This is a genomic window from Nocardia sp. NPDC056564 (assembly GCF_042793755.1).
In the GTDB taxonomy this organism is placed as follows: Bacteria; Actinomycetota; Actinomycetes; order Mycobacteriales; family Mycobacteriaceae; genus Nocardia.
The window spans coordinates 90595-109726 of record NZ_JBHTUR010000021.1 but is presented as its reverse complement, the minus strand read 5'-3'; the positions used below and the strand labels follow the sequence as shown (position 1 = coordinate 109726).

The window sequence follows — 19132 nt, the reverse complement described above, 5'->3', positions numbered from 1 at the left end:
AACGGCCATGCGCCGAGCCTTCCCCTCATTCGTAAAGCGCAGATCTCACCCGGTCGCCACTCTCACACGGGACTTTTAACGGATGGGGGCCATAGTAAACCCCTATCGTTAGGTGCGCAGGAAGAAGGTCGGAAGCCCGGTCAGGCCCCGTAGACCGGTTCGGGCGGCATCCCCTTGGCAATCAGGTCAGCTACTACCGGGCCCAGTTCGGCGGGTGACCACCGGGCGCCGCGGTCGACCGCGACCCCGTGCCGCCAACCGTCGGCGAGGGCCACTTTCCCGCCTTCTACCTCGAACATGCGCCCGGTGACCGCCGCGGATTGCGTGCTGCCGAGCCAGACGACCAGCGGCGAAATGTTCTCCGGAGCCATCGCGTCGAAGCCGTCCTCCGGCGGCGCCATCGTGTCGGCAAACACGGTCTCGGTCATCCGGGTGCGGGCCGCGGGTGCGATGGAATTCACAGTCACGCCGTAGCGTCCGAACTCCGCGGACGCGGTCAGCGTCAGTCCGGCGATGCCCGCCTTGGCCGCGCCGTAGTTGCCCTGGCCGACGCTGCCCTGCAGGCCCGCGCCGGAGCTGGTGTTGATGATCCTGGCGTCGACCGGACGGCCCGCCTTGGACTCGCCGCGCCAGTACTCGATCGCGTGCCGCATGGTGACGAAGTGGCCCTTGAGGTGCACCCGGATCACCGCGTCCCACTCGTCCTCGCCGAGGTTGACCAGCATCCGGTCACGGACGAAACCGGCATTGTTGACCAGCACGTCCAGTCCGCCGAAGGTGTCCACGGCCTGCCGGATAAGTCGTTGCCCGCCTTGCCAATCCGCGACGTCGTCGCCGTTGGCCACGGCGCTGCCGCCGAGCGCCTCGATCTCCGCGACGACCTGTTCGGCGGGGGTCTCACCGGTCGCGGCGCCGTCGAGCGCCGAGCCGAGGTCGTTCACCACCACCTTCGCCCCGGCCGCGGCGAAGGCGAGCGCGTGCGCGCGCCCGATGCCCCGGCCCGCGCCAGTGACGATGACGACGCGCCCTGCGCAGATCTGCTCGGTGTCCATACCTATGTCCTCTTCGTGGGTGTCCGTTGGGTTCAGGACCGCTGACCAACCGCCGCGGTGGACGCGGCCAGGAACGCCGGGCGCTCGCCGCCGCCGTGCACCAGGAGGGCGGCGCCGCTGACGTAGCCGGCCAGCGGCGAGGCGAGGAAGACGGCGCAGCGGCCGACATCGTCCGGCTCGGCCATCCGCCCGAGCGGAATGGTCTCCCCCACCGCGTCGATGCCGGCCTGGTCGCCGTAGTGCAGCTGACTCTGCTCGGTGACGACCGGGCCGACGACGAGCGAGTTGACCCGCACCTTCGGCGCCCATTCGATCGCGAGCGAGGCGGTCAGGCTGTCGATCCCGGCCTTGGCGGCGCCGTAGGCGGCGGTGCCCGGCGACGGCCGGGTGCTGCTCACGCTGGAGATGTTGACGATCGAGCCGCCGCCCGCCTGCTGCTGCATCACCGCGTTCGCCGCCTGCGAAACCAGCAGCGGGGCAAGCAGATTCAGTTCGACGATCTTGGCGTGGAAATTCTTGCTCGCGGTGGCAGCGAGGGCGAACGGGGCGCCGCCCGCGTTGTTGACCAGGTGGTCGAGGCGACCGTGCCGTTCGGCGATGGTCTCGATCAGCCCGCGCACCGCGTCCGCGTCGCGAATATCACAGGGCAGGAACTCGATGGCGCGGCCGTCGGCCTCGATCGGGACCTCGGCGGGGCGCCGGGCGCAGGCGATCACGGTCGCGCCGGCCACGAGGAACGCCCTGCTCACACCCGCACCCACGCCGCGGACGCCGCCGGTCACCAGAACGACGCGGTCGGCCAGATCGATTTCGAGTGCCACCGTGCTAACCTACCAAGCAACTGCTTGCTTTGCCAATGCTGAGCTCAGGCCGGGCCGGGTCGATCCGACGGGCCACGGCCTTCATGAAGGGATAGGGCGATGGGGATCAACCGTCACTCCGAATCAACCGGCATCACCGTGGTCACGGTCGACTACCCGCCGGTCAACGCGATACCGACGGACGGCTGGTTCGACATCGCCGACGCGATCCGAGAGGCGGGCCGGGACAAGGAAACCCGAGTCGTGGTGCTGCGCGCGGAGAATCGCGGTTTCAACGCAGGCGTCGACATCAAGGAGATCCAGAGCAAGCCGGGTCATCAGGCGCTGATCGACGCGAATCATGGCTGCTTCGAGGCGTTCGCGGCGGTCTACGACTGCCCGGTGCCGGTGATCGCGGTGGTGCAGGGCTTCTGCCTCGGCGGCGGGATCGGCCTGGTCGGCAACGCGGACGTGGTGATCGCCTCGGACGACGCCACTTTCGGCCTGCCCGAGGTCGATCGCGGCGCGCTCGGCGCGGCCACCCATCTGTCCCGGCTGGTGCCGCAGCATCTGATGCGGGCGCTGTTCTACACCGCGAGCACCATCACCGCGCAGCAGTTGCAGCATTACGGGTCGGTGTATCAGGTGGTGCCGCGCGCCGAACTCGACGCCGCGGCAATGGAGGTCGCCAAGAACATCGCGGCCAAGGACGGCCGGGTGATCCGCGCGGCGAAGCGGGCGCTCAACGGCATCGATCCGCAGGACGTGCACCGCAGCTACCGCTACGAGCAGGGATTCACCTTCGAACTCAATCTCGCCGGCGTCGCCGACGAGATCCGCGCCCGGTTCGACGAGGATCTGGCCGCGCGCAAGGTCGAGAAGTAAGGGATTTGCAGTCATGCGAGACAAGCGAATGTCGCTCGACGAGGTAGTCGGCGAGCTGCGCAGCGGAATGACCATCGGGATCGGCGGCTGGGGTTCGCGGCGCAAGCCGATGGCGCTGGTGCGGGCCATCCTGCGCTCGGACCTCACCGATCTGACCGTGGTCAGTTACGGCGGGCCGGATCTGGGCCTGCTGTGTTCGGCGGGCAAGGTGCGCAAGGCGTACTACGGCTTCGTGTCCCTGGACTCGGCGCCGTTCTACGACCCGTGGTTCGCCAAGGCCAGGACCTCGGGCGCGCTGGTCGCGCGTGAGATGGACGAGGGCATGCTCAAGTGCGGGCTGGAGGCCGCCGCGGCGCGACTGCCGTTCCTGCCGATCCGGGCCGGGCTCGGCTCGGACGTGCCGAACTTCTGGGACGGTGAATTGCGCACGGTCGCTTCGCCCTACCCCGCTGCCGACGGAAAGACCGAGACGCTGATCGCGATGCCCGCGCTGAATCTCGATGCGGCGCTGGTGCATCTGAACCTCGGCGACCGGCACGGCAACGCCGCCTACACCGGCGTCGACCCGTACTTCGACGACCTGTACTGCTCGGCCGCCGAGCGCCGGTATGTCTCGGTCGAGCGGGTCGTCGAGACCGACGAGCTGGTGAAAACCGTTCCGCTGCAATCGCTGCTGCTCAACCGGATGATGGTGGACGGCGTCGTCGAGGCGCCCGGCGGTGCGCACTTCACCCTGGCCGGGGACAGCTACGGCCGGGACGAGAAGTTCCAGAAGCACTACGTCCAGTCGGCGAAGACGCCCGAGGCGTGGCAGCAGTTCATCGACCAGTACCTGGCCGTCTCCGAGGACGAGTACCAGGCCGCCGTCCGCGAGTTCGCCCAGGAGGCCAAGCGATGAGCACCGACACCATCACTCGCGCCGAAGTGTGCGCGGTCGCCTGCGCGGAGATCTTCAGTGGCGCAGGCGAGATCATGGCCAGCCCGATGTCGCCGATGTCGATCATCGGCGCGCGCCTGGCCAAGCTGACCACCGAACCGGACCTGCTGCTCTCCGACGGCGAGGCGCTGTTGTTCGCCGACACTCCCCCGCTGGGCGGCAAGGCGCCGATCGAGGGCTGGATTCCGTTCCGCCGCGTGTTCGACGTGGTGGCCTCCGGCCGGCGGCACGTGGTGATGGGCGCCAACCAGATCGACCGCTTCGGCAATCAGAACCTGTCCGCCTTCGGCGCCTTGCAGCAACCGACCCGGCAGATGTTCGGCGTGCGCGGCGCGCCGGGCAACACGATCAATCACGCGACCAGCTACTGGGTTTCGCGGCACACCAGCCGGGTCTTCACCGATCGGGTCGACATCGTCTCCGGCGTCGGCTACGACAAGGTGGATCCGGCCAACCCGGCCTTCCGGTTCCATCACCTGCACCGGGTGGTGACCAATCTGGGCGTCTTCGACTTCGAGGGACCCGACCACACCATGCGGGCGCGCAGCCTGCATCCCGGCGTCACCGTCGCCGAGGTCGCCGAGAACACCTCGTTCGAGATCCACGGCCTGGCCGACGCACCGGAGAGCAGGCTGCCCTCGGCCGAGGAGCTCCGGCTGATCCGGGAGGTACTGGATCCCAAGCAGATTCGCGACACCGAGGTGCCGTCGTGACCGGCAGGCTGCGCACCGCGCTGACCGAGCTGGTCGGCATCGAACATCCGGTCGTGCAGACCGGCATGGGCTGGGTGGCCGGGCCGAGCCTGGTCGCGGCGACCGCCGAGGCGGGCGGACTCGGCATCCTGGCCTCGGCCACCATGACCTACCCGGAGCTCGAGGCGGCGATCGCGAAGACCAAGGCGCACACCGGGAAACCGTTCGGGGTGAACATCCGCGCCGACGCCTCGGACGCGCTCGAACGCATCGACCTGCTGATCCGGGAAAAGGTGGCGGTCGCGTCGTTCGCGCTCGCCCCCAAGCAGGACCTCATCGCCAAGCTGAAAGACGCGGGCGTGGTCGTGATTCCGTCGATCGGCGCGGCCAAGCACGCGGTGAAGGTCGCCTCCTGGGGCGCCGACGCGGTGATCGTGCAGGGCGGCGAGGGCGGCGGGCACACCGGCCCGGTCGCCACCACACTGCTGCTGCCCTCGGTGCTGGACGCGGTGGACATCCCGGTGGTCGCCGCGGGCGGCTTCTTCGACGGTCGCGGCCTGGCCGCCGCACTGACCTACGGTGCGGCGGGTGTCGCGATGGGCACCCGCTTCCTGCTCACCCAGGAGAGCACCGTGCCGGAGGGGGTCAAGCAGGAGTACCTGCGCAGGCAGCTCCAGGACACCGTGGTCTCCACCAAGGTCGACGGCATGCCGCACCGGGTGCTGAACACCGAACTCGTGCAGCGGCTGGAACATTCGGGCCGCGCCAGGGGTCTGGCCGCCGCGGTGGCCAATGCCGCCAAGTTCAAGCACATGACCGGCATGAAGTGGTCCACCCTGGTGCGCGACGGACTGACCATGCGAAAGACCAAGGACCTCACCTGGTCTCAGGTCGTCATGGCGGCCAATACGCCGATGTTGTTGCGCGCAGGCCTGGTCGAGGGCAACACCCAGGCCGGTGTGCTGGCCGCCGGGCAGGTCACCGGCATCATCGAGGACCTGCCCACGTGCCAGGAGCTGATCGATCGCATCGTCGCCGACGCGATCAACCGGATCGAGGCGCTGCACAAGCAGCTCTGAGTCCGTCCGGCGAGCTGCCTCGCGCCCGGTTCGGGGGCGGGGCAGTTCACTCAGCGAATTGCGGTCGCCGCGCCCGTCGCCGTGCCCGTAGCATCCCGCTCATGAACCAGCCGATGCCCCCGCAACAGCCGCAATATCCGCAGCAGCAGCCCGGATTCCAGCACCAGCCGCCGCCGGGGTACCAGCAGCAACCGCAGCCACAGCCCGCACCGCAGTTCCCCATCCTCGTCTCCACCATGAACGACGTGCCCGGGCACCGAGTGGTCCGGGTCTTCGGCGAGGTCGCGGGCCTGACCGTGCGCAGCCGCGGCCTCGGCTCCAACCTCGCGGCGGGCTTCCGCTCGCTCGGCGGCGGCGAGATCACCGAGTACACCCATCTCCTCTACCAATCCCGCCACGAGGCGATCATGCGAATGTGTCAGCACGCCATGTCCTTCGGCGCGAACGGCATCCTGGCCATGCGCTTCGACTGCAACGAGATCGCCAACACCATGAGCGAGGTCGCGGCCTACGGGACCGCGGTGCTGCTGGAGCCCGCCGACAAGGGGTAGCCGGGACCTTTGCCGGTGCCGCCGGCACGCAGCGCGGGGTCGGCGGACGGCTCGCCCGGCTCGATCTTGCCGACCTCCGCCCAGGCCATTGCCTGCTGGGTCCGCCTAGGTCCAGGCGGGTCGGCTGCCGAGCCAGTTCGATAGGTCAGCTAATAGAATTAGCCTGCGCTACAGCTCTGCCGCATCCACGCCGATCATCGCGATAATGACTTCCAGCTGCGACTTCGTCGCGACGCCCAGGAGCAAGCAATACCTGGAACGACCATGCGAAGCATGATCAAGTCAGATAGCTACCATTGCGCAAATGGAGATCCACCACCTGCGCTACTTCTTGACGGTCGCCCGAGCACTCGATTTCGCCAAGGCCGCGCAGGCGTTGCAGATGTCCGTTCGACCGTTGCGCCTGCGTATCGAGGCCATGGAAACCGAACTCGGCGCGGCACTGTTCGAACCCGCCACCCGGCCCGTCCGGCTCACCCCGGCCGGAGCGCGGCTGGTGCCGTTGGCCGCTGGGATCGTCACCGACTTCGACGCGCTCCGCGAGCGACTATCCGCCCCGGACGATCGGCCGATCGACGTGCGCCTGGCCATGCCCGAGCTGCTCGGCGCCGACATCGGTCACCGGCTGAGCACCGCCATGGCCGAGCTCGCCCCCGAGTACACCTTCGCGCTGGAGCGGCTGCGCGCCGCCGATATCGAGGCCGGCCTGCGCGGTCACCACCTCGACCTCGCGCTCTCGCACATCCCGTCCGCCGGATCGGACGTCGAATCCGCGGTGATCGCCACCGAACCGGTCGGCGTCCTGGTCGGATCCACCCGGTTCGAGGGCCGAACCTCGGTGCGGCTGGCCGACTTACGCGGCTTCACCCACATCAAAGGTCCCCGGCATTGGGAACTCGGTCACGGCGACAGGGCCGAGACCGCCCTGTCCGGCGCGGGCATCAGCACGGGCCGCGACCGGTTCAAGACCCTCGACGGCATGCTCATGATGCTGCGCCAGACCCGCGGCTTCATCCTCGCGCCCTTCGATTCCGACGGGCTGCACGCCTTCGACCGGGCCGAATTCCGTTTCCTCCCGGTCGAAGACCTGAACCTCGACGTGACCACCGTCCTGCTCTGGCGCACCGGCGACGAGCGGTTCGCCCGGCTCGCCGCCGAACTCGCCGCCCGCCTGCGCGGCTAGCTCAGTCGCCGAGGCGCTCGATGATGGTGACGTTGGCGGTGCCGCCGCCCTCGCAGATGGTGAGCAGGCCGTAGCGGCCGTTGATCCGCTCCAATTCATTGAGCAGCGAGGCGAAAAGCTTTGCGCCGGTGGCGCCGAGCGGATGGCCGAGGGCGATCGCGCCGCCGTTGACGTTGACCCGCTCCGGGTCCGCGCCGGTCTCCTTCAGCCAGGCGAGCACGACCGGGGCGAACGCCTCGTTGATCTCCACCACGTCGATGTCGTCGATGCTCAGGCCGGTCTGCTCCAGCGCCCACCTGGTCGCCGGGATCGGCGCGGTGAGCATGAAGATCGGGTCGGCGCCGCGGGCGCTGACGTGGTGGATGCGGGCCCGCGGCGTCAAACCGTAGGCCTCGACCGCCCATTCGGAGGCGAGCAGGGTCGCGCTCGCGCCGTCGGAGATCTGGCTCGCGACGGCCGCGGTCAGCGGGCTGCCCTCGGCCAGCGGCGGCAGCGACGCCATCTTCTCCAGGCTGGTCTCGCGCGGCCCCTGATCGATCCAGAAGTCGCCGACCGGCACGATCTCCTTGTCGAATCGGCCGTTCTTGATCGCATCGCGCGCCCGCTCATGGCTGCGCAAGGCCCAGCGCTCCATGTCTTCTCGGCTGATGTTCCACTTTTCCGCGATCAGCTGCGCGGCCCGGAACTGAGTGACCTCGGCGGTGCCGTAGCGATGATCCCAGCCCGCGGAACCGACGAACGGCGAGTCGAAGCCGTACTCCTTGCCCGCGTACATGGCGGCCGAGATCGGGATGGCGCTCATGTTCTGCAATCCGCCCGCGACGATCACCTCGGCGGTGCCGCTCATGATCGCCTGCGCGCCGAAATTGATGGCCTGCTGGCTGGATCCGCACTGGCGGTCGACGGTGACGCCGGGCACCTCTTCCGGATAGCCCGCGGCCAGCCAGGCGGTGCGCCCGACGTTTCCGGCCTGCGGGCCGACATTGTCGACGCAGCCGACGATCACGTCGTCGACGTTGCCCGGGTCGATCGGGCTGCGGTCCAGCAGGCCGCGCAGCGCGGCCGCGCCGAGGTCGGCGGGGTGCACGGCGGCCAGCGCGCCGCCGCGCTTGCCGACCGGGGTGCGCACCGCGTCGATCACGTAGGCGTCCCGCAGCGGGGTGTAGGGGCGACGGGGTGCGGAAGGTGCAGACATCTAGAACTCCTACGTGGTGTGCTCGGCCGTGGAAAGCGTGAGGCCGTCGAGCACGATGGTCAGATATTGCTTGGCGAGGTTGTCCACGGTGATGGGGCCGCCCGGCTGGTACCAGCGCACCGCGACCCACACGGTGTCGCGCAGGAACCGGTAGGCCAGTTCGACGTCGATCTCGGGCCGGAAGCTGCCGTCGGTCACGCCGTTGGTCAGCACCCGGTGCCAGAGCTCGCGGAATTCGCGGTTGTAGTCGGCGATGTAGGTGAACCGCTCGGCGGTGCGCAGGCGCTTGGCCTCGGCCTGGTAGATCGCCACCGCGGCGTGATGGCGGTCGAAGGACTGGTAGGACGCGATCACCAAGGCTTCCAAGGTGTCTCGCGGGCTGAGCCCGGCGCCGACGATCTCCCGGTAGTGCCCGAACAGTTCGTCGAGGAAGCCGCGCAGGATCTCGTCGACCATCGACTCCTTGGAATCGAAATGGTGGTAGAGGCTCCCGGATAGAATTCCGGCCGCGTCGGCGATGTCGCGCACGGTGGTGGCGCGCAGGCCACGCTCGGCGAACAGTTCGGCCGCCAGCGTGAGCAGTTCATTGCGCCGTGCGGATTTCGAAGCGTCGGGTGCGGTCACATCGGCCATAATACAACCAAGCATTTGCTTGGTACAGGGTGGCGCGCCATTGTGCATGCCGAAGACCGGGCAGTACGTCTGTTCAGCGGACCGAATAACGCAGCGGAGAGGACACCGATAGGTCCGCTAGCAGCCGGTCGCAGATCACCACCGGCGCGATGCCCGCTCTGGCCATCCGGGCCACCAGCGCGAGCCTGCGTTCGCAGCTGTCCCATTCGACGGTCAGCTGGCCGCGCCCCGGACCGGCGTCCACGGTCGCCATCACCCGCGGCGGGCCGTAGGCCATCGGCTCCTCGATCAGCTTGAGCACCATGCCGCGCTGCCAGGCCTGATAGGTATCCATGTCCGCGCCGACCACCAGCTTGTCGGTGGCGGCACAGAGGCCCTGCGCGATCTCCTCGTCGAAGGCCACCCGATCGAACCGGAACTTGCGGCATTTGGCCACCACGTCGAGCAGATCCGCGCGCACCTCGCACAGCAGCGCGGACTGCCGGTGCCTGCGCCGGTCCTGCTCGCTCTCCGCCGGATCGGAGCCGAGCCCGATCTGCTTGGCCCGCTCCCGATCTCGCGCCATGTCGGCGCGTAGCGCGCCCCGCGGGTCGCGCGTCACCTCGAGCTCGTCGACGGCGTACTGCGCGAGGATCTGGGCCGCGCGCGTCGCGGTCGCACCCTCGCAGGTGTGCTCCATGAGTTCGGCGCCAAGGGTTAGCGCGGCGAGCACCATGCTGTCCAGCCTGCGCCTGGCTAGCACCACTTCGCGCACCAATTCGAGTTCCAGTTGTTCGCGGGCAGCTGGGCTATCCAGGCCCATAGCCATCGCCCCTTTGGAGAGTGCGGGATCCGATCTCAACCAGCATGGCACACCCCGGCGACATCTGGCGCCGCCTTTTCTACCTGATCAGCCGCCCATTTGCTCGATGTGCGCCGGAAGCTGGAAGGCGATCGCACTCTGGCGCGCTCGGCCGTCCGTCCAGTCTGTCGCGGCGCGGCGACCGTCGCGCGTAGCCAACGACGGGCAACGCGAAAGCGATTCGAGCAACCGATAGCGAAAGATGTTGCGGCCTACGTCGGATCGCCGAATTTCGCGTGTGCGCCACCCGTGGTGCGCGAAGATCGCGGAGAATCACCCGACCGGTTCCGGCGCCCGCCCGAGTCGTCGCGCGCCACCGCGCGCGGACCGCCGATCGAGTTCGCCACGAAGGGATATTCATGCGTATCGCCACTACACCACGACTGCTCGCGGTCGCCGCGTTGGTCACGCTGCCGATGCTCGCCGCCGCGGCCCGGGCCACGGCCGCACCGCCCGGAGAATCCTGGGACACGATTTTCACCACGGTCCGATCCGGGCTCTGCGTCGGCCGGATCGACCCGAGCGTCGGGCACGGCGGTCTCCCCAATGGTGGTGCCCTGTTCAACTTTCAGGCCACGCTGTGGGGCATCGGGGACTGCCGGACGACCATCACCGCCCAGTGGACCAACACCGACAACGGGCGCAGCGGCACGGTCAGCCAGGAGATCACCGGACCGGGTTATCACCACTACGGCGCCGAGCCCCGGTTCTACCCGGGACCCGGCCACGTCGAGGTGACCTTCACGCTGGACGCCGCGTCGGTTCCCGCGCCCGCCCACGGCCGATGGCAGATGCCGGACTACGGAAACTGAATCGGCTCAGGCGCGTTGGCTGCTGACCGAGACCACCTCGCCGGTCAGGTACGAGGTGTAGTCGCTGGCCAGCATGGCGATGGTGGCCGCGACCTCCCACGGCTCGGCGGCCCGGCCGAAGGCTTCCCGCTCGGAGAGCCGGTCGAGTAGTTCGGTCGAGCTGACCTTGTCCAGGAACGCGTGCCGGGCGATGCTCGGCGCGACCGCGTTGATCCGCACGCCGAGTTCGGCGGCCTCGACCGCGCTGCACCGGGTCAGCGCCATCACGCCGGCCTTGGCCGCGGCGTAATGGGCCTGGCCGTGCTGCGCGCGCCAGCCGAGCACGCTGGCGTTGTTGACGATCACGCCGCCGTGGCCCGCGTCGCGGAAATAGCCGAGCGCGGCGCGGGTGCAGCGGAACGTGCCGTTCAGCGTGATGTCGAGGACGCGATCCCATTGCTCGTCGGTCATGTCGACCACCGGGGTCTCGCCGCCGAGGCCGGCGTTGTTGACCATGATGTCGATCCGGCCGATCGCCGCCGCCGCGCCGCGCACCAGGGCGTTCACCTGTTCGGTGTGCTGCACGTCGCAGGCGATCGAGGCGACCTTGCGCTCCGGGAACTCGGCGGCGAGCTCGGCCGCGGTCTCGGCCAGGCGTCGCTCGTGCCAATCGGAGACGACCACGTCGGCGCCCTCGGCGAGCAGCCTGCGCGCGGTGGCCGAGCCGATGCCGGTGCCCGCCGCCGCGGTGATGACGGCGGCGCGCCCGGTCAGCAGGCCGTGCCCGGGAACCGGCTGCGGCGCAACCGAAAGATCACTCATGGCTGTGCCTCCAAGTCCATGAGCGCGGGCCCTCCGTGGTTACGCTGCGCTACCGCCTCCGGGCCTGACGCGCTCATGGACGTGCCTCCAAGTCCATGAGCGCGGGCCCTCCGTGGTTACGCTGCGCTACCGCCTCCGGGCCTGACGCGCTCATGGACGTGCCTCCCGTGGCAGCCCGAGCACACGCTCGGCGATGATGTTGCGCTGCACTTCGTTCGAACCTCCGTAGATCGTGTCGGCGCGGGTGAACAGGTAGAGCCGCTGCCATTCGTTCAGGTCGTTCTCCTCGGCCACCAGGCCGGCCGGGCCGAGCACCGCCATGGCGAGTTCGCCGAGGCCGCGATGCCAGTTGGCCCACAACAACTTCGCCACCGAGGCCTGTCCCCCGTCGTCGACGCCCGCGCCCTCCATGGTGCGGATGGCGTGCGCGCGCAGGACCCGCAGGCCGACCCAGGCCCGGTCGATCCGCTCGGCGATGAGCGGGTCGTCGGCGGCGCCGGTCCGGCGGGCCAGCGCCTCGACGTCGGCGAGTTCGCGGGCGAACCTGATCTGCTGGCCGAGCGTGGAGATGCCGCGCTCGAAGGTCAGTGTGCCCATGGCGATGCGCCAGCCCTCGCCCGGCGCGCCGACCACCAGATCGGCGGCGGTGCGCGCGTTGTCGAAGAACACCTCGTTGAACTCCGAGGTGCCGGTCAGCTGGATGATCGGGCGCACGTCGATGCCCGGCTGATGCATCGGAACCAGCAGGTAGGACAGGCCCTTGTGGCGCGCCGAGCCGCGCTCGGTGCGGGCGATCACGAAGCACCAGTCGGCCACGTGGGCCAGCGAGGTCCAGATCTTCTGGCCGTTGATCGACCATTCGTCGCCGTCGAGTTGCGCCGCGGTGGTGATCGCGGCGAGGTCCGATCCGGCCCCCGGCTCCGAATAGCCCTGGCACCACAGCTCGCTCACCGTGCGGATGCCCGGCAGGAAGCGGTCCTTCTGTGCCTGGGTGCCGAAGGCGAGCACGGTCGGGCCGAGCAGTTCCTCGCCGACGTGCGAGACCCGGGCCGGGGCGTTCGCCTTGGCGTATTCCTCGTGGAAGATCACCTGCTGGCGTACCGTCGCCTCGCGTCCGCCGTACTCCTTCGGCCAACCGAGGCAGGTCCAGCCCGCGGCGGCCAGGTGCCGGTCCCAGGCGAGCCGCTCGTCGAACGCCTCGTGTTCGCGGCCTGGACCGCCGAGCCCGCGCAACGCGCGGAATTCGCCGTTCAGGTTCTCCGTCAGCCACTCCCGCACGTCGGCGGCGAATTGCGCGTCTTGCGTCGCGGAAAACCGCCCGCCCTGCGCGGCGGTGTCGGATTCTGAGGTCTGGATCGCACCCACGCCGGTAGGATAACCTACCAAGCACTTGCTTTGTAGGGCGCTCGTATAAGTGCTCAACACCCGGACGGTAAGGACAACCGTGACAACCCCTGCACTGACGACACCGCTGGCGCTGCAACACGCCGCCCGCACGTTCGGCACCGCGCCCGCCCTGGCCGACGGCCCGGTGCGACTGGACTGGACCCAGCTGCTGGCGGCCGTCCAGGAGGTGGCGCGGGCGCTGATCGCGCGCGGCGTGCAGTCGGGCGACCGGGTCGCCATGTGGACGCCCAACACCCACCACTGGGTGGTCGCGGCGCTGGCCGCGCACTATGTCGGCGCGTCCCTGGTGCCGTTGAACACCCGCTATGTCGCCGACGAGGCCGCCGACGTGCTGGTCCGGGTCGACGCACGGGCACTGTTCATCGCAGGCCCCTTCCTCGGCCGCGATCGGCTGGCCGAATTGCGCGAGGCCGCACCGGAACTCGATATCGAGACGGTCGTCGTCATCCCGGTCGAGCCGGGCACGAAGACCGGCGACGAGACCGCGTTCGACTGGTCCGAACTGGCCGGGGTCGCCGAAAAGGCCACCCTCGCGGAGGCCGAGGCGCGCGCCGCGGCGGTGAGTCCCGAGGACACCTCCGACATCCTGTTCACCTCAGGCACCACCGGCCGCAGCAAGGGCACCGTGGTCGCGCATCGGCAGGCGCTGTCGGTGGTGCGGGCCTGGGCCGAATGCGCGACGCTCACCGGCGACGACCGGTATCTGGTGGTCAGCCCGTTCTTCCACAACTTCGGCTACAAGGCGGGCATCCTCGCCTGCCTGGTCACCGGGGCCGCAATCATTCCGCAGGCGGTGTTCGACGTGCCCGCCACCATGCGGCTGGTGAGCGAGGAGAAGATCACCGTGCTGCCCGGGCCGCCGACCATCTATCAGACCCTGCTCGACTACCCGGACCGCGCGCAGTTCGACCTCGGCACGCTGCGGGTCGCGGTGACCGGCGCGGCGAACGTGCCGGTGGTGCTGATCGAGCGGATGCGCGCCGAGCTGGACTTCGAGGTGGTCATCACCGCGTACGGCCTGTCCGAGGCGGCGGGCTTCGGCACCATGTGCCGACCGGACGACGACGCCGAGACCATCTCGGGCACCTGCGGCCGCCCGATCGCCGACTTCGAGCTGCGGCTCGCGCCCAACGGCGAGGTGCTGCTGCGCGGGCCGAACGTGATGCTCGGCTACCTCGACGATCCCGAAAGCACCGCGGCGACCATCGATGCCGACGGCTGGTTGCACACCGGTGACCTCGGGACGGTGGACGAGCGGGGCAATCTCAAGATCACCGACCGGCTCAAGGACATGTACATCTCCGGCGGGTTCAACGTGTATCCGGCCGAGATCGAGCAGGCCCTGGCGCGGCTCGACGGCGTCGCCGAATCCGCGGTGATCGGCGTGCCGGACACCCGAATGGGCGAGGTGGGCAAGGCTTTCGTGGTCCGCAAGGCGGGCGCGCGGCTCACCGCGGACCAGGTGCTCGCCCATGCGCGCACCGTGCTGGCCAACTTCAAGGTGCCGCGGTTCATCGAGTTCCGCGACCAGCTGCCCTACAGCGCCGCCGGGAAAGTGCTCAAGCGTCAACTACGTGAGGAGATTTCGTAATGTCGGAACCGATACCCGTTGGGGCGGAGGGGCGGGAGAATCACGAGGGTGACGTCGTCACGTACGAGGTGCGCGGCCGCACGGCGATCGTCACGCTGAACCGGCCGGACTACCGCAACGCGCAGAACTCGGTGATGACCTACGCGCTCGACGCCGCCTTCGAGCGGGCGGTCGAGGACCCCGAGGTCGGCGTGATCGTGTTGGCGGGCAACGGGAAACACTTCAGCGCCGGGCACGACATCGGCACCCCCGGCCGCGATCATCACATCCGCTACCCGAACAAGGCCGCGCTGTGGTGGGACCACGTCGACCGGGTCGGCGGCGACCAGCGCTTCGCCCGCGAGCTCGAGGTCTACCTCGGCATGTGCCGGCGCTGGCGGGAGATGCCCAAGCCGACCATCGCGATGGTGCAGGGCGCCTGCATCGCGGGCGGGCTCATGCTGGCCTGGGTGTGCGATCTGATCATCGCCGCCGACGACGCGTTCTTCTCCGATCCGGTGGTGCGGATGGGCATTCCGGGCGTCGAGTACTTCGCGCATCCGTGGGTGATGGGGCCGCGGGCGGCCAAGGAGTTCCTGTTCACCGGGGACCGGTTCGGGGCGGCCCAGGCCAAGGAATGGGGCATGGTCAACCGGGTGGTGCCGCGCGCCGAACTCGAGGCCGAGACGCTCGCGCTGGCCGAGAAGATCGGCACCATGCCGCAATTCGGGCTCGCACTGACCAAGAAGGCGGTCAACCAGGCCGAGGATCAGATGGGCATGCGCACCGGGATGGACTCGGTGTTCGGGCTGCATCACTTCGCGCACGCGCACAATGCCGAGGTCGGCGCCGATTCGCTGGGCGGCATGAACGCCAAGTCGATGAAGGCGCAGGCCGCCGCTGCCGGTGAGAACGGGGCGAAGTAAGTGGATCTCGAGATCGACCAGGCGACCCAGGAATTCCAGGCCGAGGTCCGGGAGTTCCTCGCGGCCAACCAACCCGCGCAGCCGCTGCCCTCGATGGACACCAAGACCGGGTTCGAGGCGCACCGCGCCTGGGAACGCACCCTCGCCGACGCACGGCTCTCCGTCGTCGCGTGGCCAGCGGAGTACGGCGGTCGCGATGCCTCGCTGCTGGAGTGGGTGCTGTTCGAGCAGGAGTACTACGCCGCCGGCGCGCCGGGGCGGGTGAGCCAGAACGGCATCTTCCTGCTGGCGCCAACGCTTTTCGAGCACGGCACGCCCGAGCAACTGGACCGGATCATGCCCCGGATGGCGCGCGGCGAGGACATCTGGGCGCAGGCCTGGTCGGAGCCGGAGGCGGGCAGCGACCTGGCCGGCATCCGGTCGACCGCGCGCCGGACCAACGGCGGCTGGCTGCTGAGTGGCCAGAAGACCTGGAGTTCGCGAGCGGCGTACGCCGACTGGGCCTTCGGGCTGTTCCGCAGCGACCCGGAGGCGGAACGGCACAAGGGACTGACCTATGTGATGTTCCCGCTGTCCGCGGATGGCGTTGCGGTGCGGCCGATCCCGCAGCTGGACGGCGAGCCCGGCTTCGCGGAGATCTTCCTCGACGAGGTGTTCGTGCCCGATCGCGACGTGATCGGCGCGCCCGGCGAGGGCTGGCGGGTGGCGATGAGTACGTCCAGCAATGAGCGCGGCCTCTCGCTGCGCAGCCCGGGACGGTTCAGCGCGACCTCGCGGCGTTTGATCGATCTGTGGCTCGACACCGGCGACGAGGCGAACACCGGACAGCGAGATGCCGTGGTGGACGCCTGGATCGGCAGCGAGGCCTATCGGCTGCACACGTTCGGCACGGTGACCCGGCTGAACGAGGGCGGCAAACTCGGCGCGGAATCCTCGATCACCAAAGTGTTCTGGTCCGAGCTCGATATCGCCATGCACGAGACCGCGCTCGAGGTGCTCGGCGCCGGCGCCGAGCGGTCCGGATCGTGGACCGACGGGTATCTGTTCTCGCTGTCCGGGCCGATCTACGCGGGCACCAACGAGATTCAGCGCAACATCATCGCCGAGCGGCTGCTCGGACTACCGAGAGGAAGCAGCCGATGAGGTTCGCGCTCAGTCCCGAACAACTCGACTTCGGCACTAGTGTGCGCAAGTTGCTCGACGCGGGGCGCACGCCCGCGGCGGTGCGCGCCTGGGCGACCGGGGATCCACGGCCCGGACGAGGGCTGATCCGTCAGCTGGCGGGTGCGGGCGTTCTCGGTCTGGCCATCGATGACGAGCACGGTGGGGTCGGCGCGGAGCCGATCGATCTGGTGGTCGCGTTCATCGAACTCGGCCGCGCCGCGGCGCCGGGGCCGCTGGTGGAGACAGCTGCCGCGATACCCGCACTGCTGCAAGCACTTCCGGACAGGGAACCGGCGGCGCGCTGGTTGCCCGGATTCGCCGAAGGCGCCGAGCTGGGCACCATCGCGTTCGCCGCGCCTGGGCACGGCGCGGTGGCGCTGGACGCCGACAGCGCCGAGGTCGTGCTGATCGCGGACGGCGGTCAGTTGCACGTCGGCCATCGGACCGGGCTGGTGCGGTCGATCGATCCGGCGCGCCGGCTGTTCGCCGTGTCCCCCGACGAGGCGGTCGCCGAGGGTGTCGCCGACGCGATCGCCACCGGGTTCGACACCGGCGCACTGGCCTGCGCGGCACAGCTGCTCGGCGCCGGGCGCGCGCTGCTGGACTCCGCCACCGGATATGCCAAGCAGCGCAAGCAGTTCGGCAAGCCGATCGGCGAATTCCAGGCGGTCAAGCAGCGACTCGCCGACGTGCTTATCGGCCTGGACCTGGCCGAACCGCTGCTCTACCGGGCCGCGCTCACCATGGGCGAGCCGACGCGCGGCCGCGACGTCTCGGCCGCCGTGATCGCCTGCGGCGACGCGGCCTACCGGGCGGCCAGGGCGGCGCTACAGGTGCACGGCGCGATCGGCTACACCGCCGAATACGACCTTTCGCTCTGGCTGACCAAGGTCACCGCGCTCCGTTCCGCATGGGGCACAACGGATCTGCACCGGGCCCGGATCGCGCAGACGCTGCGCGCCGACCGGCAACTTCGAGGGACGGCATGACCAGCACCGAACATCAGGAATTCACCGCCTCGGTGCGCGCCCTGCTCACCAAGTACGCCGGATCGGCCGCGGTGCGGGCCGCGATGGATACCGAACTCGGCTACGACCGGGCGCTGTGGCAGCGGTTGTGTGATCAGATCGGCGTCGCGGCGCTGGCCATTCCCGAGGAATACGGCGGCATCGGCGCGAGCCTGGTCGAATCCTTGCTCGTGGTCGGCGAACTCGGCCGCACCCTGGCCGGCGTACCGATGCTCGGCTCCGCCGTGCTCGGTGCGCAGGCCGTGCTGCTGTCGGCCGACGACGAGGCGTGCGCGCGTCTGCTCCCAGAAGTCGCGGCCGGAACCCGCACCCTCGCGGTGTGCTGGGCCGGCGACAACGGCTGGGACGAGCCGGGCGTGCACGAGTCCGGCGGAACCCTCACCGGCACCACCGGATACGTGCTCGACGGCAGCGTCGCCGACACCCTGATCGTGGTCACGCCGACCGGGCTGTTCGAGGTCGACCCCGCCGCGACCGGGGTCACCCGACGCGTCGTGCCGACCATGGACCCGACGCGCAAACTGACCGAAATCTCCTTCGCCACCGTCGAAGCCCGCCGCCTCGGCGCCGCCGACCCGCAACCGGCCATCGCCCGCCTACGCGAAATCGCCTGGGCCGCAATCGCCGCCGAACAGGTGGGCGCCGCCGAGCACTGCCTGACCATGACCGTCGAGTACACCAAGTCCCGAGTCCAGTTCGGCCGGCCCATCGGCAGCTTCCAGGCGCTCAAACACCGCATGGCGGACATGTACGTTCTCCTCGAATCGGCCAAGTCCGCCTCTGCCGCCGCCACCCTCGCGGTGGCCGAGCAGACCCCCGGCGCCGCCGAGGACGTCTGGGTCGCCCGCCTGCACTGCTCCGACGCCCTCACCGCCATCGTCGCCGAAACCGTCCAACTACACGGCGGCATAGCCATCACCTGGGAGCACGACGCCCACCTCTTCTTCAAACGCGCCCACGGCACCGCCCACCTCTTCGGCACACCCAGCCGCCCGGTGGCGCACAGCTCCTGAATCGCCTGGTCGGAGCCCCGGTATGCGTTGCGTACCGGGGCTTTGGTGTGTTCGTGACCGAGTTCACGAGACATACATAGTTAGCTTATGTAATAATATCTGGGTGCAGCAGGCTCAGGTGAACACAGCGGATGACATTGTCGTCGATCTACTCGTAACCGCGGGCAGGCTCACTCGGCTGGCCGGGGTGATCAGCGGCGATGATCTGCCGCGGGCGGTGTTGCGGGCACTCGCGGTGCTCGACGAACACGGCGCCGTGCGGGTCAGCGAGTTCGCCAGGATCGACCGATGTTCACAGCCGGCGGCAACGACGCTGATCGGCAGGCTGGTCGCGGATGGCTTCGCGACCAGGCGCAAGGACACGGCCGATTCCCGGGCCGTCGTCGTCGAACTCACCCCGGCCGGACGCAACCGGCTCACCCAGGCGCGGCAGGCGTTCGCCGCCGCGCTCACCACGCGGCTCACCGGCTTCGACACCGAACGCCTCGCCCGCATGGACACCGATTTGAACGAACTGCTGGAGGCCCTGAAAACGGCTACGCCACAGCATCATCCGATATAGA

20 protein-coding genes are annotated in these 19132 nt (G+C 69.3%); 13 read left to right on the top strand and 7 right to left on the bottom strand.

The annotated features are described in order from the left end of the window. Window positions 1–140: 140 nt before the first annotated feature. Together ACFQ9K_RS36790 and ACFQ9K_RS36785 are read right to left on the bottom strand one after the other, a co-directional pair. Complete coding sequence (locus tag ACFQ9K_RS36790) at window positions 141–1052, bottom strand: SDR family oxidoreductase (RefSeq protein WP_378722463.1); 912 nt, start codon at window positions 1050–1052, stop codon at window positions 141–143. Window positions 1053–1084: 32 nt separating this feature from the next. After that, window positions 1085–1873 carry an SDR family oxidoreductase gene (locus ACFQ9K_RS36785; protein WP_378722464.1) on the bottom strand — a complete coding sequence of 263 codons (789 nt, stop codon included), beginning with the start codon at window positions 1871–1873 and terminating at the stop codon, window positions 1085–1087. Window positions 1874–1972: 99 nt separating this feature from the next. Between ACFQ9K_RS36785 and ACFQ9K_RS36780 the strand changes: the two genes are divergently transcribed. From ACFQ9K_RS36780 to ACFQ9K_RS36755, 6 genes are all read left to right on the top strand, one after another. Beyond that, window positions 1973–2737 carry an enoyl-CoA hydratase family protein gene (locus ACFQ9K_RS36780; RefSeq protein ID WP_378722465.1) on the top strand — a complete coding sequence of 255 codons (765 nt, stop codon included), beginning with the start codon at window positions 1973–1975 and terminating at the stop codon, window positions 2735–2737. Between the two features lie 13 nt (window positions 2738–2750). Then, entirely contained in the window at window positions 2751–3635 is an 885-nt protein-coding gene (gene ipdA / locus ACFQ9K_RS36775; RefSeq protein WP_378722466.1) for a cholesterol ring-cleaving hydrolase subunit IpdA, read from the top strand. Beyond that, entirely contained in the window at window positions 3632–4387 is a 756-nt protein-coding gene (locus tag ACFQ9K_RS36770) for a CoA-transferase subunit beta (protein WP_378722468.1), read from the top strand. The genes ipdA and ACFQ9K_RS36770 overlap by 4 nt, the downstream gene beginning before the upstream one ends. Next, the gene (locus ACFQ9K_RS36765) at window positions 4384–5445 is read left to right on the top strand and encodes an NAD(P)H-dependent flavin oxidoreductase (RefSeq protein WP_378722469.1); all 1062 of its coding nucleotides are present in this window, start codon (window positions 4384–4386) and stop codon (window positions 5443–5445) included. The genes ACFQ9K_RS36770 and ACFQ9K_RS36765 overlap by 4 nt, the downstream gene beginning before the upstream one ends. Window positions 5446–5666: 221 nt before the next feature. Further along, window positions 5667–5996 carry a YbjQ family protein gene (locus tag ACFQ9K_RS36760; protein ID WP_378722489.1) on the top strand — a complete coding sequence of 110 codons (330 nt, stop codon included), beginning with the start codon at window positions 5667–5669 and terminating at the stop codon, window positions 5994–5996. Window positions 5997–6300: 304 nt separating this feature from the next. Next, entirely contained in the window at window positions 6301–7179 is an 879-nt protein-coding gene (locus tag ACFQ9K_RS36755; RefSeq protein ID WP_378722470.1) for a LysR family transcriptional regulator, read from the top strand. Between the two features lies 1 nt (window position 7180). Here the strand turns inward: ACFQ9K_RS36755 and ACFQ9K_RS36750 are convergent, their stop codons facing one another. The 3 genes from ACFQ9K_RS36750 to ACFQ9K_RS36740 all read right to left on the bottom strand — a co-directional run bounded on the left by ACFQ9K_RS36750 (window position 7181) and on the right by ACFQ9K_RS36740 (window position 9809). Next, window positions 7181–8335 (bottom strand): acetyl-CoA C-acetyltransferase, encoded by a 1155-nt coding sequence (locus ACFQ9K_RS36750; protein ID WP_378722490.1) that lies wholly within the window; start codon window positions 8333–8335, stop codon window positions 7181–7183. A 48-nt stretch (window positions 8336–8383) separates the two neighbouring features. Next, window positions 8384–9007 carry a TetR/AcrR family transcriptional regulator gene (locus ACFQ9K_RS36745; RefSeq protein ID WP_378722472.1) on the bottom strand — a complete coding sequence of 208 codons (624 nt, stop codon included), beginning with the start codon at window positions 9005–9007 and terminating at the stop codon, window positions 8384–8386. A 73-nt stretch (window positions 9008–9080) separates the two neighbouring features. Next, complete coding sequence (locus ACFQ9K_RS36740; RefSeq protein ID WP_378722474.1) at window positions 9081–9809, bottom strand: hypothetical protein; 729 nt, start codon at window positions 9807–9809, stop codon at window positions 9081–9083. Window positions 9810–10207: 398 nt separating this feature from the next. On the opposite strand from ACFQ9K_RS36740, the gene ACFQ9K_RS36735 reads away from it, so the two are divergent. After that, window positions 10208–10660 (top strand): hypothetical protein, encoded by a 453-nt coding sequence (locus tag ACFQ9K_RS36735; protein ID WP_378722476.1) that lies wholly within the window; start codon window positions 10208–10210, stop codon window positions 10658–10660. Between the two features lie 6 nt (window positions 10661–10666). Here ACFQ9K_RS36735 and ACFQ9K_RS36730 read toward each other — a convergent pair whose 3' ends face one another. Next, window positions 10667–11461 carry an SDR family oxidoreductase gene (locus ACFQ9K_RS36730; protein ID WP_378722477.1) on the bottom strand — a complete coding sequence of 265 codons (795 nt, stop codon included), beginning with the start codon at window positions 11459–11461 and terminating at the stop codon, window positions 10667–10669. Window positions 11462–11611: 150 nt separating this feature from the next. Continuing rightward, window positions 11612–12826, bottom strand: coding sequence for an acyl-CoA dehydrogenase family protein (locus ACFQ9K_RS36725; RefSeq protein WP_378722478.1), 1215 nt, complete (start codon window positions 12824–12826; stop codon window positions 11612–11614). 79 nt (window positions 12827–12905) lie between these two features. Between ACFQ9K_RS36725 and ACFQ9K_RS36720 the strand changes: the two genes are divergently transcribed. From ACFQ9K_RS36720 to ACFQ9K_RS36695, 6 genes are all read left to right on the top strand, one after another. After that, the gene (locus ACFQ9K_RS36720; protein ID WP_378722480.1) at window positions 12906–14459 is read left to right on the top strand and encodes a FadD3 family acyl-CoA ligase; all 1554 of its coding nucleotides are present in this window, start codon (window positions 12906–12908) and stop codon (window positions 14457–14459) included. Next, window positions 14459–15364 carry an enoyl-CoA hydratase gene (locus ACFQ9K_RS36715; RefSeq protein ID WP_378722481.1) on the top strand — a complete coding sequence of 302 codons (906 nt, stop codon included), beginning with the start codon at window positions 14459–14461 and terminating at the stop codon, window positions 15362–15364. The genes ACFQ9K_RS36720 and ACFQ9K_RS36715 overlap by 1 nt, the downstream gene beginning before the upstream one ends. Further along, window positions 15365–16507: an acyl-CoA dehydrogenase family protein gene (locus ACFQ9K_RS36710; protein ID WP_378984200.1), complete on the top strand. Its 1143-nt coding sequence runs from the start codon at window positions 15365–15367 to the stop codon at window positions 16505–16507. Continuing rightward, window positions 16504–17517, top strand: coding sequence for an acyl-CoA dehydrogenase family protein (locus tag ACFQ9K_RS36705; protein WP_378722483.1), 1014 nt, complete (start codon window positions 16504–16506; stop codon window positions 17515–17517). The genes ACFQ9K_RS36710 and ACFQ9K_RS36705 overlap by 4 nt, the downstream gene beginning before the upstream one ends. Continuing rightward, the gene (locus ACFQ9K_RS36700; protein ID WP_378722484.1) at window positions 17514–18569 is read left to right on the top strand and encodes an acyl-CoA dehydrogenase family protein; all 1056 of its coding nucleotides are present in this window, start codon (window positions 17514–17516) and stop codon (window positions 18567–18569) included. The genes ACFQ9K_RS36705 and ACFQ9K_RS36700 overlap by 4 nt, the downstream gene beginning before the upstream one ends. 118 nt (window positions 18570–18687) lie before the next feature. After that, on the top strand, window positions 18688–19131 hold the full coding sequence (locus tag ACFQ9K_RS36695) for a MarR family winged helix-turn-helix transcriptional regulator (protein WP_378722485.1): 444 nt from the start codon (window positions 18688–18690) through the stop codon (window positions 19129–19131). Window position 19132 lies beyond the last annotated feature (1 nt).

Excerpts from the sequence above, each read along its gene's own strand:
- ACFQ9K_RS36790 (WP_378722463.1), bottom strand. The coding sequence starts at position 1,052 with ATGGACACCGAGCAGATCTGCGCAGGGCGCGTCGTCATCGTCACTGGC.
- ACFQ9K_RS36780 (WP_378722465.1), top strand. The coding sequence starts at position 1,973 with ATGGGGATCAACCGTCACTCCGAATCAACCGGCATCACCGTGGTCACG.
- ipdA (WP_378722466.1), top strand. The coding sequence starts at position 2,751 with ATGCGAGACAAGCGAATGTCGCTCGACGAGGTAGTCGGCGAGCTGCGC.
- ACFQ9K_RS36770 (WP_378722468.1), top strand. The coding sequence starts at position 3,632 with ATGAGCACCGACACCATCACTCGCGCCGAAGTGTGCGCGGTCGCCTGC.
- ACFQ9K_RS36755 (WP_378722470.1), top strand. The coding sequence starts at position 6,301 with ATGGAGATCCACCACCTGCGCTACTTCTTGACGGTCGCCCGAGCACTC.
- ACFQ9K_RS36745 (WP_378722472.1), bottom strand. The coding sequence starts at position 9,007 with ATGGCCGATGTGACCGCACCCGACGCTTCGAAATCCGCACGGCGCAAT.
- ACFQ9K_RS36740 (WP_378722474.1), bottom strand. The coding sequence starts at position 9,809 with ATGGGCCTGGATAGCCCAGCTGCCCGCGAACAACTGGAACTCGAATTG.
- ACFQ9K_RS36735 (WP_378722476.1), top strand. The coding sequence starts at position 10,208 with ATGCGTATCGCCACTACACCACGACTGCTCGCGGTCGCCGCGTTGGTC.
- ACFQ9K_RS36730 (WP_378722477.1), bottom strand. The coding sequence starts at position 11,461 with ATGAGTGATCTTTCGGTTGCGCCGCAGCCGGTTCCCGGGCACGGCCTG.
- ACFQ9K_RS36715 (WP_378722481.1), top strand. The coding sequence starts at position 14,459 with ATGTCGGAACCGATACCCGTTGGGGCGGAGGGGCGGGAGAATCACGAG.
- ACFQ9K_RS36705 (WP_378722483.1), top strand. The coding sequence starts at position 16,504 with ATGAGGTTCGCGCTCAGTCCCGAACAACTCGACTTCGGCACTAGTGTG.
- ACFQ9K_RS36700 (WP_378722484.1), top strand. The coding sequence starts at position 17,514 with ATGACCAGCACCGAACATCAGGAATTCACCGCCTCGGTGCGCGCCCTG.